Source organism: Streptococcus sp. V913 (genome assembly GCF_054353455.1).
On the sequence record NZ_JBTHHX010000001.1, the window covers coordinates 636,715 to 652,860 of the forward strand.

The window sequence follows — 16,146 nt, forward strand, 5'->3', positions numbered from 1 at the left end:
CAATTTTCTATAAGCCATGTTTTGTTCCAGAAGTGACTAGGACCACTTCCTTCGATAATCATCTGTCTACCGCTAACAGCATAAATCTGCTAGCAGTCAGAGTACTACGTTCGTTTCCGTGCACTCCATGCCCCGACCAAAATTTGGGTTGCTAGCTTGAGGGGTTTACCGCGTTCCACTCTCTCCGTTTCCAGAAAGACTCCGTCACTGTGGCACTTTCAAGCCTATTCTGACCTATCCGAAGACTTAGCCATTTCGACTGCCGTAACGATCACTCGTCCCTAGGCTTATGGATTCGCCTAGCACAAACACTACAGGCATCACAGCCTGTGCTAGCATGGACTTTCCTCATGAAAAGAGAACCTCTTCACGCGATTATCCAAAAATTGCACTCATTCCTTAGTCAATTATCAATCTTGGTTGTCTAAGATTTGCTTACCAAATACTTCTTTTTCGAGACGATTTAAGCGTTTCAAAATATCAAAGTTTGTCATTGAAGTAGAAGCTGTTACGTCAATAGAGTCTGGTTGAGTTGGAGCCGCCTGTGGTTTACGAGACAACTCCTCCTTCAAATCGGAAATTTCTTGACGAAGGGATTTAACCAAAGCCGCATAAGTCTCATAATCCTTAATCACATCATCTAGGAATTCATCCACCTCTGCTTTGCTATATCCACGTACTTCGCGTCCAAACTCTTGTTCAAAAATATCTTTCGCTGAAAATATAATACTTGCCATGTCTCTCTCCATTCTCGATTGCTATTCTTATTATATAAAAAAAGACAAGTAAAAATCAAGGTCAAAGGGTTACTTTTCAGAAAAATTTTCTGCTAGTTCATTTAACTCATCAAATGTTAATTGCCTTGTAACATAGTCCGCTTGATTTTTCATCATTTGGTAAAAATATTGTAACTTAGTTTTGTTTTCTTCATCATAAAAAAGATAGCAAATATCTGTGTTCTCCAGTAAAAATTTCTGATAATCGCGTAATTGTCCCTTGTGCTCATATCGTGGATAGGCATATTTGACAAAGTCAACCTGCTTGAACTCACTCAATTTCACTTGATTGGCTTCATTCCAGTTACTGCCATGGGTTTCAAAATCAAAAATGGTCGCCAGCTGAAATCCATAGTCTGCTTTCATGTCTTTCGCCACCTGAAGCGCCCAGTATTCAAAGCCCAAACTCCCTGTAAATACAAGCCAGTTCACCCCATCCTCTGCTAGACGTTCCAGGTCTCTCCGAATGGCTGTTTTGATAATATCAACACGAATATCCTTGTCATTAAAGAGACCAAGGTCGAAGGCTGAATAGCCTAAAATCAAGGCTGTTGTCATTTTTAACCCTTTCTTTGTAAATTTATGATATAATAGAGTGATGTTATTGTACCAATAAGGAGAATTATGGTCAACTATCCACATAAAATTTCATCACAGAAGAGACAAGCCCCCCCGTCACAAACTAAAAATTTCGCAAATCGGGGAATGTCTTTTGAAAAGATGATCAATGCTACGAACGATTATTACTTGTCGCATGGGTTGGCAGTGATTCACAAGAAACCGACTCCCATCCAAATCGTACGTGTCGACTATCCCCAACGAAGTCGAGCAAAGATTGTTGAAGCCTACTTTAGACAAGCTTCAACCACAGACTATTCAGGGGTTTATGATGGATATTACATCGACTTTGAAGCAAAGGAAACCAGGCAAAAACATGCGATTCCGATGAAGAATTTTCATCTCCATCAGATCCAACACATGGAACAAGTCCTTGCCCAACAAGGGATCTGCTTTGTACTCCTTCACTTTTCTTCTCAGCAAGAAACCTACTTATTGCCGGCTATTGACCTCATCCGTTTCTATCATCAAGATAAGGGACAGAAGTCAATGCCACTTGGATATATTCGAGAAAATGGATATAGGATTGAGCCTGGGGCCTTTCCTCAAATTCCCTACCTCGACATTATCAAAGAACATTTACTAGGTGGTAAAACAAGATGAACAAACAAACTTTCCTGCGAATAGCTAAGTATGTCAGTATCAGTCTCTTAACTGTATTTATCGCAGCTGTAATGCTTGGTGGAGGTCTCTTCCTCTACTATGTTAGCAAGGCTCCCGAACTTTCTGAAAGTAAACTAGTCGCTACAACGTCAAGTAAGATCTATGATAGCAATGACGAGCTTATCGCTGATCTTGGTTCGGAACGTCGGGTCAATGCCCAAGCAAACGAAATACCGACCGATTTGGTCAACGCTATTGTTTCGATTGAGGACCATCGCTTCTTTAATCACCGAGGAATTGACACGATCCGTATCCTAGGTGCTACCCTCCGAAACCTTCGTGGTAGTGGAGGTCTGCAAGGAGCTTCAACCTTGACGCAGCAGTTGATTAAGTTAACTTATTTTTCTACGTCAACTTCTGATCAAACCCTTTCTCGTAAGGCTCAGGAAGCTTGGTTAGCCGTTCAGCTAGAACAAAAAGCGACTAAACAAGAGATCTTGACCTACTACATCAACAAGGTCTATATGTCAAACGGTAACTATGGTATGCAGACTGCTGCCCAAAATTACTATGGTAAGGACCTTAAAGATTTGAGTATCCCGCAGTTGGCTCTCCTTGCTGGAATGCCTCAGGCGCCAAATCAGTATGATCCATACTCACATCCAGAAGCAGCTCAAGAACGACGCAATCTCGTCCTCTCTGAGATGAAGGGTCAAGGCTACATTTCAGCTGAGCAGTATGAAAAAGCAATTAATACTCCTATTACAGACGGACTTCAAAGCCTAAAATCGGCTAACAGTTATCCTCCATACATGGATAATTACCTCAAAGAGGTGATTGACCAAGTTGAACAGGAAACAGGTTATAACCTTTTAACTACGGGTATGGAAGTCTACACAAACGTTGATTCTAAGGTCCAACAACGTCTCTGGGATATTTACAATACGGAAGAGTATGTCAACTATCCAGATGATGAGTTGCAAGTGGCTTCTACGATTGTTGATGTCACAAACGGAAAAGTTATAGCCCAACTAGGTTCTCGTCACCAATCAAGCAACGTTTCCTTTGGAATCAACCAAGCTGTTGAAACCAACCGAGACTGGGGATCAACGATGAAGCCAATCACAGATTATGCCCCAGCTTTGGAGTACGATATCTATGATTCAACTGCTTCAATTGTTCACGATGTTCCTTACAATTATCCTGGAACAGACACTCCCGTCTACAACTGGGATAGAAGTTACTTTGGAAACATAACACTCCAGTATGCTCTCCAGCAATCACGGAATGTTCCAGCTGTAGAAACCTTGAATAAGGTTGGTTTAGACAGAGCCAAAACCTTCCTAAATGGACTTGGTATTGACTATCCAGATATGCACTATGCAAATGCCATTTCAAGTAATACAACCGAATCTGACAAAAAGTATGGAGCAAGCAGCGAGAAGATGGCTGCGGCTTATGCTGCTTTTGCCAATGGCGGTATCTACCGCAAACCGATGTATATTAACAAGATTGTCTTTAGTGATGGCAGTTCAAAAGAATTCTCTGATTCTGGTACACGTGCTATGAAAGAAACGACAGCCTATATGATGACAGATATGATGAAAACCGTCTTAGCATACGGAACTGGTCGAGGAGCCTACCTCCCTTGGCTACCACAAGCTGGTAAAACTGGTACGTCAAACTATACAGATGATGAGATTGAAAACTACATCAAAAATACGGGTTATGTAGCTCCGGACGAAATGTTCGTTGGCTATACTCGTAAATATTCAATGGCCGTTTGGACCGGTTACTCGAATCGCCTGACTCCTATCGTTGGTGATGGCTTCTATGTTGCTGCTAAGGTTTACCGTTCGATGATGACTTATTTATCTGAAGATGATCATCCTGGTGACTGGACTATGCCAGAAGGACTCTACAGAGGTGGAGAATTCGTCTTTAAAAAGGGTGCACGTTCTGTGTGGACTGCTCCTCAGCAAAGTTCAACACCTGAAAGCTCGACACCTGAAAGCTCGACACCTGAAAGCTCTAGCTCAACTTCAGAGAGTTCTAGTACGCAAGAAAGTACAACAACTCCAAATTCGGGTACGAGCGAAAACAATACACAACAACCAAACCCAAGAACCAGCGAGCAAAATCAAACACCCCAGATACAACCTCGAAGACGATAATTAAACCCAATTTAAAAATGATCAAATAGTGTTAAAAGGTTAAAACCCATATCATTAAATATTATTAAATTATTCTCCTTTGTTCAGAAAAAACTAGATAGTTTTTTCTGAACAATATGCACAGCCATCTTGAACTGCACCCCAATCGTTAGACATAAAATCTAACGATTGGGGTGCTATTTTTATGAAATTAAGTTATGAAGACAAGGTTCAAATCTATGAGCTCATAAAACAAGGTCTAAGCTTTGACCAGCTTTCAAAAAGATTTAGGGTGGATGTTTCTGGACTAAGGTACATGATTCGCCTGATTGACAGGTATGGGGTAGCCATTGTCCAAACAGGAAGAATAATTATTATTCTCCAGATTTGAAACAAGTTCAGACCATGCTTGAGAAGGTATTTCCAACTAAATCATATAGTGGAACAATCCTTCACCGTGACCAAGGCTGGTAATATCAGTACCAATCTTATAATCAGTTTTTAGAGAACAAGGGCATTCGTCCATCTATGTCACGTAAAGGGAACAGTCCTAATAACGGAATGATGGAATCTTTCTTTGGAATACTTAAATCTGAGATGTTTTATGGCTACAAGAAAACGTTTAAATCATTTAAGTGATTGGAACAAGCCATTGTAGACTACATTGATTATTACAACAAACGAATTAAAGTCAAACTAAAAGGATTTAGTCCTGTTCAATACAGAACTAAATCCTTTGGTTAAATTAATTGTCTAACTTTTGGGGCTCAGTACATTTCCAATTAGAAAATTTTTCCCACAATCAAAAGTTATCGACTTAAAGAGATGACTGGGAACTTGAGACAACCATTGATTGATGGAGGCCTCAATATCACTTGCTTTCCGTCCATTGATTTTCAGTGTGATGATGGCTTTTGAGCAGCGTTCTACTGAGGTAATGACTGCACTTTTGTGTTTCTCGCCAACAATGGTATCTCCTTCTAGATGACCAAATTCTGTCTTAAAATTAGGATAACTGTTTGCTCTCTCACGTAAATCTCTGCGCAACGCTTGTTTTCCTCGTTTTTCGCTATGACCATTTGGTTTTCTTTTGCCTATCCAAGGGAGATCCTCTTTCTTTAGAATACCGCGGTCTGCTAGTCGATAGAGAGTGCACATAGAACAAGAAATCCTATCTGGATAAGCTCCCTTAATGACATCAAGACTTCAGCTTAGATCTAAATGAGTTTGAATAAAGTCTTTTTCTGCTTGCGAAAGACTTGTTTTATTCCTGCCACAGAGTTTTTTATTGACTTTATATCGCTTATAGTAATCATAAGCAGAGTAGCCCTCTTTCAGATAGTTGATGACATTGTAGATTGTCTGTTTTGATCTTCCAAGAGCTTTTAGAATATCAGTAACTTTTATACCTTCTTTGTAGTAAGCCTCTATCATTACAAGCTCGTTTGTGGTAAGATGTGTATAGGTCATTTATGTTAGTCCCTTTCAGACAAATGTGGTAGTTTATCTGAGCCTAACATAGATGGCTTTTTTGTCTAGATTAATTTTACAAATTGGGTATTCAAAAAACTCTATATATAACATATATAATAAATAAACCTATTACAGACATTATAGAGATAAAATTAGAAAAATAATGTATGTAAAATGGATTTAGTATCTAAAAGAAAACTAAATCCATTCTATTATTTCATAAAAGTTATTTCACATGATTTGCGAGATCTTCTTGAGCCTTCTTATTAGACTCTTCTTTTTCTTTCAACCAGTTTTCTTGAGCTTTTTGGTACTCTTCTGTTGTTACCGCCTTGTCTTGTACATCTAGGTATTTATACAAGAGGGCTTCGCTCGTACCCTTGTTACCAGAGTATGCAAACGGAAGTGTAAATGGTACCATCTTAGACAACATTGGACGACCAGTTTGAGAAGTTGTTGGGATGAGCAAGGCACTGTCTGTCAACCAAGCTTGGGCAGCAGCATATTTTTCATAACGTTTTGAAACGTCAGTAGTTTCTTCCCCAGCTTCCACAACCATTTTTTCGTAGTCTTCCAAACCAACTTGCTTGGCAGCAGCGTTGTTTGTTCCTGAGTCAAATCCTAGGTAAGTCTTTGTATTTTCCCCTACAGATGGTTTGATAATATCAAGGTAGGTAGAAGGGTCTGCAAAGTCTGGAGACCAACCCACGTTATCTGAGATATCCCAGTCTTCTCCAGCCGCAGTTTCAGCAAAGTAAGTAATGTTCAAGACATCGTCTTTTTGAAGTTGTTGGATATCGACAACCACATTATCAGATCCTAAGTTTTCTTCAACTGACTGTTTAAAAGATTGGACACGTTGAACTTTTGTTGTATTGGTTTGGTCTACAGGCATGTCCAAGTGGATTGGGAATTTCACACCTTCCGCTTGGAGAGCTGTCTTAGCTTTAGCAAACTCTGCTTTGGCCTTATCTGGGTTGTAGAGTCCATCTTGAGCATCATCCAAGTTCACGTTACTCCACTCGTCACCATAAGTCACCAATTTTTCTTTGACCATTTCGCCAAAGTTCTTTCCATCTGCCTGTACAAATGTAGGAGGAACAAATAAGTTACGAAGCAGTTTAGTTGCCCCGCTTGCACCATTTACTTGAGAAGCATAGGCTGTTCTATCGAAACCAAAAGCAAGAGCTTGACGGAAGTCTTTGTTTAGAAGAGCTTTCTTGGTTGATGTTTTTTCTTCATCCGTTGTCTTAGAAGTGTACTTATAAGACTGACGATCAATATTCGTACCTACTAAATAAGTAGTAGAGTCTTGTTGTGTATAAACAATATTGTCTTTAAATGCTTTTTCAGTCTCTGCGTAGCTAGCGCTTGTTGGGAAGAGACGAGCCATTGTAAAGCTGCCGTCTTTGAAAGCTTCAGTTGGTTTGTTGGTATCTTGTCCATCCCAGAATGATAATTTAACCTTATCGATATGGACATTGTCCTTATCCCAGTAGTTAGGATTTTTCGCAAATTCGACAGAAGATTTAGCTACAATTGATTTGAGTAAGAATGGACCATTGTAGAGAATACTGCTTGAATCAGTTCCCTTAGCGAAGTCATCCCCTTTGGAGTTCAAGAATTCTTCATTTACTGGAGCCAAAACTCCCATCGTTGTCTTAGAATTCCAGAAGCTTTCTGGCTTGTTCAATGTGTACTGAACTGTATAATCATCAAGGGCCTTGATTCCTACTTGAGAGAAGTCTGTAATTTCTCCTTTAACATAGGCGTCCAATCCTTTGATTGATTCTTGAACTAAATAAAGACCATCAGATTTTTTATCAGCAGCATATTTAAGTCCTGTTACAAAGTCTTGCGCTTTAACTTCTGCATATTCCTCACCTTCAGATGTATACCATTTTGCATCCTTACGAAGCGTATATGTGTAAGTCAAGCCGTCCTTAGATACAGACCAATCCTCAGCCATAGATGGCACAAAGTTACCATAGCGGTCATTTTCGAGCAAACCATCAATAACATTGCTCGTAATATTTGCTGTAGCTGCCTTACCAGTTGTCAAATAGTTTAGGTTATCAGGATCCGTTTCATAAATGTATGAGAATGTCTTCTCACCTTTAGCACTTGAACCTGATCCAGAGCACGCAGCCAGAGTACCAGCTGCCAATAATGTCACACCCGCAAGGGCAAGTAATTTTGAACTTTTCATCATTTTCTCCTTTAAAATTTACATCCCATTATAGACTCTTTTCAGAAAGTTGTCAACAGAATTTTCAGAATTTTTGTGTTAGTTTGGTATATTCTGAAAAATCTAGTCATATTTTGAAGTGATCGTTTTCATTATTAGGTGTCTTGAGCAAACAAAAAACAAGGCCTCTTGAAGGAGACCTTATTTCAACTTTTTATTTGATATGATTTTCAAATTCTTTTTGACTTTGTTCGATGGCTTTTTTTCGTTCTTCTTCCCACTTAGCCTTGGCTTCGTCAAATTGTTTCTTGGTAACAGGGTCTTTTTGCAGTCTCATGTACTTATAATTATTTCCGTCACCCTTGATACCCACTAGGGAGTAGGCACGTGTAAACGGAGTTACTTTAGTTACAGAGGCTGTCCCACCATTTGACATAGCAGACATGATTAGAGAATTGTCAATCATCCAAGCTTGGGCTTCAGCGTATTTTTCATAACGCTTAGCGACATCTTTATTCTCGGCATCTGCTTCTTTCAGGAGTTGTGTATAGGTATCTAGCCCCAAACTCTTGATGAGCTCTTGGTCTTCCTTGGCATCAAGGCCAAAAATCTTGAGATAGAAGCCAGTTTCAGCATTGAAGGGGTCTAGATAAGTTGATGGATCCTGGTAATCACCAACCCAACCATCAAAGTTTAAGTCGTAGTCACGAGCTGCTGGATTTGGCGCTAGGAAGGCAACATTTCCAAAGTCATCTGTAGAAAGCTGTTGAACATCAATGACGATATTGTCAGAACCTAGTACTGTTTCAAGGGTTTGTTTAACCGAGTTCATACCAGAAACTGCATTTTTATTTGTCTGATCAACAGGGACATCCAAATGGATTGGGAAAGTCACGCCTTGGGCTTCCAATTCCTTTTTAGCTTCCGCAAATTTTGCTTGGGCCTTTTCCTTGTTAAAGTAAGCATCTTGAGCGTCTGCCAAATTGATACCTGACCACTCAGTTCCGTAGTTCACAAGCTTAGAAGCTGTTACTTCTCCAAAGGTCTTATCTCCCACCTGAACAAATGTTGGGGGAACCAGAGTATTACGAAGGGTTTTGCTCGCTGCTTCTTCACCGTTAGATTGAGCAGAGTAGGCTGTTCGATCAATACCAAAGTTGATAGCCTGACGGAAATTTTTATTTAAGATAGCTGTTTGAGCTGATTTCTTTTGTTCGTCCGTTGTTTTAGCGGTATGATTATAGGTTTTGCGGTTGACGTTAAAGTTAAAGTACCAAGATGTCTTGTCTTGTAAGCTATAGACAATATTGTCTTGGTATTTTTCTTTTGTCTTGGCATAGTTCGAACTATTTGGATAGACTCCTGCAATCGAGTAAGCACCACTTTCAAAGTTTCGAATCGTCATCTCCTGATCTGACCCATCAAAGTAGGCTAACTTAACTTTTTCAATAGTTACTTTATCATGGTCATAATAGTGTGGATTCTTCACATACTCGATTGAAGATTTTGATGTGAAATCTTTTAACAGATACGGGCCATTATAAAGGATACTGTCTGGTGTCAAGGTACCAAAGTCTTTATCCTTTGATTTCAAGAACTCTTCGTTGACTGGGAAAAGAATACTATTGGTTGTCTTTGAATTCCAATACGGTTCTGGTCGAGTCAAAGTGTACTCGACTGTGTAGTCATCCAAGGCTTTGACCCCAACAGTTGAAAAGTCATTAGTCACACCCGTCACATAGTCATTCAATCCCTTGATTGAATTTTGGATCAGATCCATAGCTTGCCCCTTGTTGTCCGCAGCATACTTGATCCCAGTGACAAAATCCTGAGCTTTGACTGAAGCATATTCCTCACCATCAGCCGTATACCACTTGGCATCTTTTCTAAGCTTGTAGGTATAGGTCAAACCATCTGATGAAACAGACCAGTCTTCCGCTAGAGCTGGCACGAGGTTCCCATAGCTATCATTTTCTAGCAGACCATCTACGAGATTGGTAATAACGGCAGTGTTATCTGCATAATAATCTAGAAGATAGTTGAAAGTTGTTGGATTCGCACTAAATGTTGATGAATAAGTGCTAGTATTTGTGTTGAACTGTCCACATGCCGAAAGCAAAATCCCTGTCGCTAAGACAAGACCTGTCCCGATTAGTCTTTTTTTCATTTTCATCATCTACTCCTCAATTACTCCTCAATGTCACGTTTTATAACATAACCGTATTTTATCAAATTTATTCAAAAATGTAAAGTTACTGCTTTTATTACAACTGGTGTCTCAAAACAAAAAGGAAGTATAGTTTTTCTGCAACTTCCTTTTCTGTTTATAAATTACTTGACGTGTTTTTCAAGTTCTTTTTGGTATTTGGCATTTGTTTCGATTTTTTCTTGTTGCCATTTCTTGAAGGCTTCTTCGTATTCTTTTGCAGTCACGACGTCATTTTGCAATTCCAAACCTTTGAACACAAATGGGTCTCCCTTGATTCCGACTTGAGAGTAGGCTTTTGTGAATGGTACAGTTCGGCTAACAGTTGGAGAACCACCTGAAGAAGCAACTGGAATCAAGAGCGAGCTATCAGACACCCAAGCTTGAGCTTTGGCGTATTTTTCATAACGCTTATTGAGGTCGCTAGTTTCAGCTGCAGCATCATCCAAGAGTTTCTTGTATTCGTCCAGTCCAACTTGAGCCATCACTTCTGGATCTTTTCCGCGAGTGATTCCCAAGTGTTTAAGGGCAGAACCCTTCTTGGCATCAAGAATGTTTAGGTAGGTAGCTGGGTCTTGATAGTCTGGTCCCCAACCAGTTCCGTTCAAATCATAGTCTTTTTGAGATGGCACCTTGGCTTGAGACGTAATGCTCATCTTTTCATTATCGGTCATTTGAAGGACATCGACAATGACATTCTCTGTACCAAGCGATGATTCGATAGACTGCTTGAGTGAGTTGGTTTGTTGAACCGCGATTACATCTGTTTGTTCAACTGGGATATCCAAATGGATTGGGAAAGTAACACCCTTGACTTGCAATTCTTCCTTGGCTTTAGCAAAGGCTGCCTTAGCCTTTTCAGGACTGTAAATCGTATCTTTGCCATCTGTAAGAGCTACATCTTTCCACTGGTCTCCATATGAAACGAGCTCTGCCTGAGCCAACTCTCCAAAAGTTTTTTCACCTACTTGAACGTAGTCATGAGGCACTAGGCTGTTACGGATAATTTTGTCCGCACCTTCTTCACCATTCAACTGAGCAGTGTAAGAATGGCGGTCAAGGGCAAAGTTCAGCGCCTGACGGAAGTTCTTATTAAGAAGAGCTTCTTTTGTTGATGTTTTTTGAGCTTCGTCTGTTTTAGCTGTTTTATTGTAAGACTGGCGATTTACGTTAACAGTGAGGTAGTAGCTTGTTGCTTCTTGTGGACTGTAGACAATCTTATCGCCGTATTCTTTTTTAGTTGACTCAAAATTTGAGCTTGTTGGGAAGAGACGAGCTGTTGTATAAGCACCCTGCGTAAAACTACGAATCAAAGATTCTTGGTCTGATCCATCGTAGAAAGTTAGTTTAATGTTGTCAATCTTAACATTGTCCTTATCCCAGTAGTTCGGATTCTTTTCATATTCGATGACTGATTTTGAAGTCAATGATTTCAAGAAATAAGGACCGTTATAAAGAATACTTGATGGTGTTGGCGCACCGTAGTCGCTCCCTTTAGAATTCAGAAACTCTTCATTTACTGGAAGCATGGTCGCAGTTGTGACTTTAGAGTTCCAGAAACTTTCTGGCTTGTTGAGCGTATATTCTACTGTGTAATCGTCAACAGCCTTAACTCCTACTGTAGAAAAGTCATTGCTTTCTCCACTAATATAGGCAGCTAATCCTTTGATAGAATCTTGAATCAAAGTAAGACCATCTGATTTTCCATCAGCTGCGTGTTTCAGACCAGTAACAAAGTCCTGAGCCTTGACTTCAGCATACTCTTCTCCTTCAGATGTATACCATTTTACACCCTTACGAAGTTTGTAGGTATAAGTCAAACCATCTTTAGAAACGGACCAGTCTTCTGCAAGTGATGGAATTAAGTTTCCATACTTATCATTTTCCAAAAGGCCATCGACAACGTTGGCTATAACGTCAGAAGTTGAGCTCTTGCTCGTCACACTGTAGTCCAAAGATGATGGATCCATAGCGTAGACATATGAAAATGTCTTGGGAGCATCAGCCTTTTTTTCGCTTTGCCCACAAGCTGTTAACAGAAGGGCTGCACTCAAAACAGCGCCTGCTCCTAAGAGCCACTTTTTCGATCTCATAAGTAATCTCCTTTAAGATAGTATTTTCACCATTATACCCTATTTTTTCATAAAAGCAAGGGCTTTCGACATATTTTTTAGAAAATTCTAACAAATATTTTTAAAGGGTTTTCTATATAATTTTTAGTAAAAAACCTCAAGCTTTTGAAGCTTGAAGTTCTCTCATTTTAGTCAGTCATTTCTACACAGAAGGCATCCCATGGAGCCAAGGTCTGTTTCTCGACTGCTTTTTTAGCTGTAGTGTTTTCAATCAAGACAGATTTAACTTCTCCTTCTACTGAAAAGTTTTGTTTTTCATTGGACAAGTTAGCCACAACTAAGAAACGACGGTCACCGTCCTTACGGATATAAGCAAAGATCTTGTCAGCTGTATCAAGCAATTCAAAATCAGCTCGAATCAGCCAGCTGTTCTCCTTACGGATTTGGATGAGTTTCTGATAGGTATAGAAAATAGAATCTGGGTTTGCCAGTGCTTCTTGAACGTTGATTTCTTCGTAGTTTGGATTAACTGCCAACCAAGGTTGACCTGTTGAGAAGCCAGCGTTTTTACTCTCATCCCATTGCATTGGGGTACGGGCATTATCACGACCAATGACACGGATGCTGTCCATGATTTCCTCTATAGAAACGCCTTTCTCAAGAGCTTCACGCGCATAGTTGAGGGATTCAATATCTTCTACTTGGTCCAGTGTTTCAAATGGATAGTTGGTCATCCCAATCTCCTCACCTTGGTAGATATAAGGAGTCCCTCTCATAAGATGAAGTAGGATTGCAAAGGCTTTGGCAGATTTCTCACGGTATTCTTGGTCATTTCCCCAGATAGAGACGATACGAGGAAGGTCATGGTTGTTCCAGAAGAGGGAATTCCAGCCGTCTTCAACTCCTAACTCTGTCTGCCATTTGTTGAAGATTTCTTTTAACTTACTGATATTCAGCTCTTTTTGATAGTGCCATTTAGGTTGCCCTTCCTGATATTGAAGACAAATGTGCTCAAACTGGAAGACCATAGACAATTCTTGTCCCTTGGGATCAGAGTACAGTTTAGCAATCTCTGGCGTTGCTCCCCAGGTCTCTCCTACTGTCAAGAGATTCTTATCTCCAAAGGTTGCTTGGTTCATCTCCTTGAGATAGGGATGGAGCATAGGACCGTTATTGACTACTTTCTCATCAGGAATCTTGCCAATCATATCAATGACATCCATACGGAAACCACCAATACCTTTATCAATCCAAAAGTTCATCATCTCGTAAATTCTCTGGCGCAGTTTTTCATTCTCCCAGTTGAGATCGGGCTGTTTCTTACTGAAAAAGTGGAGATAGTATTGATCTGATTTTTCATCGTATTCCCAAGCAGACCCACTAAAGATAGACTCCAAATCATTGGGCTCATCCCGCCAGATATAGTAGTCTCGCTCGGGACTGTCAGGATTTTCACAGGCCTCGACAAACCAGGCGTGTTCATCCGAGGTATGATTGACTACCAAGTCCATGATGATACGAATATCGCGCTTCCTAGCTTCTGCGATGAGTTGGTCCATGTCCTCCATAGTCCCGAAAATAGCTGCAATTGCTTGATAATCAGCAATATCATAGCCATTATCATCCATAGGACTGTCATAAACGGGAGAAAGCCAAATCGCTGTAATTCCTAACTTAGCTAGGTAGTCTAACTTACTAGTAATTCCTGGCAAATCGCCAATTCCATCTCCGTTACTGTCCATGAAACTCTTTGGATAGACTTGATAGACTACGGCATTGTGCCACCATTTTTCTTGCATCTGTTTACCTCATTATTTTAATAATCTATAGTCTATGATAGCGCTTTTTAAAACTTAGTGCAAGCGTTTGCTTAATCTTTTTAATTTCTTTTTTAGCTCCGTAGTTTCCTAACTTCCAATTTTTTATTATAATAGAGGTCAGAGGTAAAAAAATGAAAAAACAAGCTTTTAGTTCTGAACAATATCTGAATCTACAGCGCGACCACATTTTGGAGCGCATTAACCAATTTGATGGCAAGCTCTATTTGGAGTTTGGTGGCAAAATGTTAGAAGATTTCCACGCTGCTCGTGTACTTCCTGGTTATGAGCCTGACAATAAAATCAAGCTCTTGCAAGAATTGAAAGAGCAGGTTGAGGTTGTGATTGCCATTAATGCTAGCAACATCGAACATTCCAAAGCACGTGGCGACCTAGGCATTTCTTATGACCAAGAAGTTCTTCGTTTGATTGATAAATTCAATGAGCTGGGAATTTTTGTTGGTTCGGTTGTCATCACACAATACGCTGGCCAACCCGCTGCAGATGCCTTCCGAAACCAGTTAGATAAAAACGGAATTGATTCTTATCTTCATTATCCAATCAAAGGATATCCGACGGATATGGACCACATCATTTCTCCAGAAGGTATGGGGAAAAACGACTACATCAAAACCAGTCGCAACTTGATTGTCGTAACCGCTCCTGGACCTGGTTCTGGAAAATTGGCCACTTGTATGTCAAACATGTACCACGACCAAATCAATGGTATCAAGTCTGGGTACGCTAAATTTGAAACCTTCCCAGTTTGGAATCTTCCCCTTCATCACCCAGTCAACTTGGCCTACGAGGCTGCAACCGCAGACCTTGATGATGTCAACATGATTGACCCATTCCATCTTCAAACCTATGGAGAAACCACTGTCAACTACAACCGTGATATCGAAATTTTCCCAGTGCTCAAGCGCATGTTAGAGCGCATCCTCGGCGAATCTCCATACGCTTCTCCAACAGACATGGGTGTCAATATGGTTGGCTTCGCTATTACAGATAATGAGGCTGCTATCGAAGCTTCTAAACAAGAAATCATTCGTCGTTACTATCAAACAGTCCTTGATTTCAAAGCTGAAAAAGTTGACGAATCTGCTGTCAAGAAAATTGAACTGCTCATGAACGACCTCGGTATCACTCCTGCAGACCGTAAGGTTGCTGTTGCTGCATGCCAAAAAGCAGAAGAAACTGGTGGTCCTGCCCTAGCCCTTGAATTGCCAAGCGGGGAAATTGTCACTGGTAAGAACTCTGAACTCTTTGGTCCTACAGCCGCTGCCTTAATCAATGCCATCAAAAAATCAGCTGACATCGCTAAGGAAGTGAAACTCATCGAGCCTGAAGTCGTCAAACCAATTCAAGGTCTTAAAATCAATCATCTAGGTAGCCGCAATCCTCGCCTCCACTCAAATGAAATTTTGATTGCGCTAGCCATCACAGCTATGGAAAATCCTGATGCTGCGCGTGCCATGGAAGAACTTGGGAATCTCAAAGGAAGCGAAGCTCATTCAACCATCATCTTGACCGATGAAGACAAGAATGTCCTACGAAAATTGGGTATCAACGTAACCTTTGACCCATTCTACCAATACGACCGCTTGTATCGGAAATAATTCAAACCTCTCCTTCATCGGAGAGGTTTTCTCTCTATCTCAACAGCACCCTTTATGATATAATGAAAAAAGAAAACTGAAAGGAACTACCATGTCAAAAGAAGTTATTGTTGAAAGTTTTGAACTTGACCACACTATTGTTAAAGCACCCTATGTTCGCTTGATTGGGGAAGAAACCGGACCAAAGGGAGACATCATCTCCAACTATGATATTCGCTTGGTGCAACCGAACGAAGACTCAATCCCTACCGCTGGCCTTCACACTATCGAGCACCTCTTGGCCAAACTCATCCGTACTCGAATCGACGGGATGATTGATTGTTCCCCATTTGGTTGCCGTACAGGCTTCCACATGATTATGTGGGGACGCCATACCAGTGCTGAAATTGCTGCTGTTATCAAGGATTCGCTCAAGGAAATCGCGGAAACCACTACTTGGGAAGATGTCCCTGGAACAACCATCGAATCTTGCGGAAACTACAAGGACCACAGCCTCTTTTCTGCTAAAGAATGGGCGAAACTCATCTTGGAACAAGGAATCTCAGATGATGCCTTTGAGCGCCATATCATCTAAACACAAAAAGGAACCAGCTTTTAGCTAGTTCCTTCTTTTTTTATTCT

10 protein-coding genes, 1 other RNA gene and 2 pseudogenes are annotated in these 16,146 nt (G+C 40.4%); 5 read left to right on the forward strand and 8 right to left on the reverse strand.

Annotated features, from left to right (window positions below; genetic code table 11):
• Positions 1-5: 5 nt before the first annotated feature.
• The 3 genes from rnpB to ACXYSL_RS03190 all read right to left on the reverse strand — a co-directional run bounded on the left by rnpB (position 6) and on the right by ACXYSL_RS03190 (position 1,334).
• An RNA gene (gene rnpB / locus ACXYSL_RS03180) (RNase P RNA component class B) lies at positions 6-387 on the reverse strand.
• A 23-nt stretch (positions 388-410) separates the two neighbouring features.
• Positions 411-737 (reverse strand): cell division regulator GpsB, encoded by a 327-nt coding sequence (gpsB, locus tag ACXYSL_RS03185; protein WP_235080460.1) that lies wholly within the window; start codon positions 735-737, stop codon positions 411-413.
• Between the two features lie 69 nt (positions 738-806).
• Positions 807-1,334, reverse strand: coding sequence for a DUF1273 domain-containing protein (locus ACXYSL_RS03190; protein WP_458623951.1), 528 nt, complete (start codon positions 1,332-1,334; stop codon positions 807-809).
• Between the two features lie 66 nt (positions 1,335-1,400).
• Here ACXYSL_RS03190 and recU point away from each other — a divergent pair, with 66 nt between their 5' ends.
• The 3 genes and pseudogenes from recU to ACXYSL_RS03205 all read left to right on the forward strand — a co-directional run.
• The gene (gene recU / locus ACXYSL_RS03195) at positions 1,401-1,997 is read left to right on the forward strand and encodes a Holliday junction resolvase RecU (RefSeq protein ID WP_458623952.1); all 597 of its coding nucleotides are present in this window, start codon (positions 1,401-1,403) and stop codon (positions 1,995-1,997) included.
• Positions 1,994-4,171 carry a penicillin-binding protein PBP1A gene (gene pbp1a / locus ACXYSL_RS03200; RefSeq protein ID WP_458623953.1) on the forward strand — a complete coding sequence of 726 codons (2,178 nt, stop codon included), beginning with the start codon at positions 1,994-1,996 and terminating at the stop codon, positions 4,169-4,171. Before recU ends, pbp1a begins: the two co-directional genes overlap by 4 nt.
• Before the next feature lie 357 nt (positions 4,172-4,528).
• Positions 4,529-4,894 (forward strand): annotated as a pseudogene (locus ACXYSL_RS03205) (transposase); the annotation flags it as partial.
• Between the two features lie 31 nt (positions 4,895-4,925).
• Here ACXYSL_RS03205 and ACXYSL_RS03210 read toward each other — a convergent pair.
• The 5 genes and pseudogenes from ACXYSL_RS03210 to ACXYSL_RS03230 all read right to left on the reverse strand — a co-directional run.
• A pseudogene (locus ACXYSL_RS03210) lies at positions 4,926-5,620 on the reverse strand (IS30 family transposase); the annotation flags it as partial.
• Between the two features lie 229 nt (positions 5,621-5,849).
• Complete coding sequence (locus ACXYSL_RS03215) at positions 5,850-7,832, reverse strand: peptide ABC transporter substrate-binding protein (protein ID WP_458623954.1); 1,983 nt, start codon at positions 7,830-7,832, stop codon at positions 5,850-5,852.
• A 193-nt stretch (positions 7,833-8,025) separates the two neighbouring features.
• Entirely contained in the window at positions 8,026-9,987 is a 1,962-nt protein-coding gene (locus ACXYSL_RS03220) for a peptide ABC transporter substrate-binding protein (RefSeq protein ID WP_458623955.1), read from the reverse strand.
• 155 nt (positions 9,988-10,142) lie between these two features.
• Complete coding sequence (locus ACXYSL_RS03225) at positions 10,143-12,110, reverse strand: peptide ABC transporter substrate-binding protein (protein ID WP_458623956.1); 1,968 nt, start codon at positions 12,108-12,110, stop codon at positions 10,143-10,145.
• Positions 12,111-12,277: 167 nt separating this feature from the next.
• On the reverse strand, positions 12,278-13,888 hold the full coding sequence (locus ACXYSL_RS03230; protein WP_458623957.1) for a glycoside hydrolase family 13 protein: 1,611 nt from the start codon (positions 13,886-13,888) through the stop codon (positions 12,278-12,280).
• A 152-nt stretch (positions 13,889-14,040) separates the two neighbouring features.
• On the opposite strand from ACXYSL_RS03230, the gene ACXYSL_RS03235 reads away from it, so the two are divergent.
• Positions 14,041-15,525 carry a DUF1846 domain-containing protein gene (locus ACXYSL_RS03235; protein ID WP_458623958.1) on the forward strand — a complete coding sequence of 495 codons (1,485 nt, stop codon included), beginning with the start codon at positions 14,041-14,043 and terminating at the stop codon, positions 15,523-15,525.
• Positions 15,526-15,616: 91 nt separating this feature from the next.
• The gene (locus ACXYSL_RS03240) at positions 15,617-16,099 is read left to right on the forward strand and encodes an S-ribosylhomocysteine lyase (protein WP_247945953.1); all 483 of its coding nucleotides are present in this window, start codon (positions 15,617-15,619) and stop codon (positions 16,097-16,099) included.
• Positions 16,100-16,146 lie beyond the last annotated feature (47 nt).

Bases quoted from the DNA above. Each gene is read 5' to 3' on its own strand.
- gpsB (WP_235080460.1), bottom strand. From the start codon at position 737: ATGGCAAGTATTATATTTTCAGCGAAAGATATTTTTGAACAAGAGTTT.
- ACXYSL_RS03215 (WP_458623954.1), bottom strand. From the start codon at position 7,832: ATGAAAAGTTCAAAATTACTTGCCCTTGCGGGTGTGACATTATTGGCA.
- ACXYSL_RS03235 (WP_458623958.1), top strand. From the start codon at position 14,041: ATGAAAAAACAAGCTTTTAGTTCTGAACAATATCTGAATCTACAGCGC.
- ACXYSL_RS03230 (WP_458623957.1), bottom strand. From the start codon at position 13,888: ATGCAAGAAAAATGGTGGCACAATGCCGTAGTCTATCAAGTCTATCCA.
- recU (WP_458623952.1), top strand. From the start codon at position 1,401: ATGGTCAACTATCCACATAAAATTTCATCACAGAAGAGACAAGCCCCC.
- ACXYSL_RS03240 (WP_247945953.1), top strand. From the start codon at position 15,617: ATGTCAAAAGAAGTTATTGTTGAAAGTTTTGAACTTGACCACACTATT.
- pbp1a (WP_458623953.1), top strand. From the start codon at position 1,994: ATGAACAAACAAACTTTCCTGCGAATAGCTAAGTATGTCAGTATCAGT.
- ACXYSL_RS03225 (WP_458623956.1), bottom strand. From the start codon at position 12,110: ATGAGATCGAAAAAGTGGCTCTTAGGAGCAGGCGCTGTTTTGAGTGCA.
- ACXYSL_RS03190 (WP_458623951.1), bottom strand. From the start codon at position 1,334: ATGACAACAGCCTTGATTTTAGGCTATTCAGCCTTCGACCTTGGTCTC.
- ACXYSL_RS03220 (WP_458623955.1), bottom strand. From the start codon at position 9,987: ATGATGAAAATGAAAAAAAGACTAATCGGGACAGGTCTTGTCTTAGCG.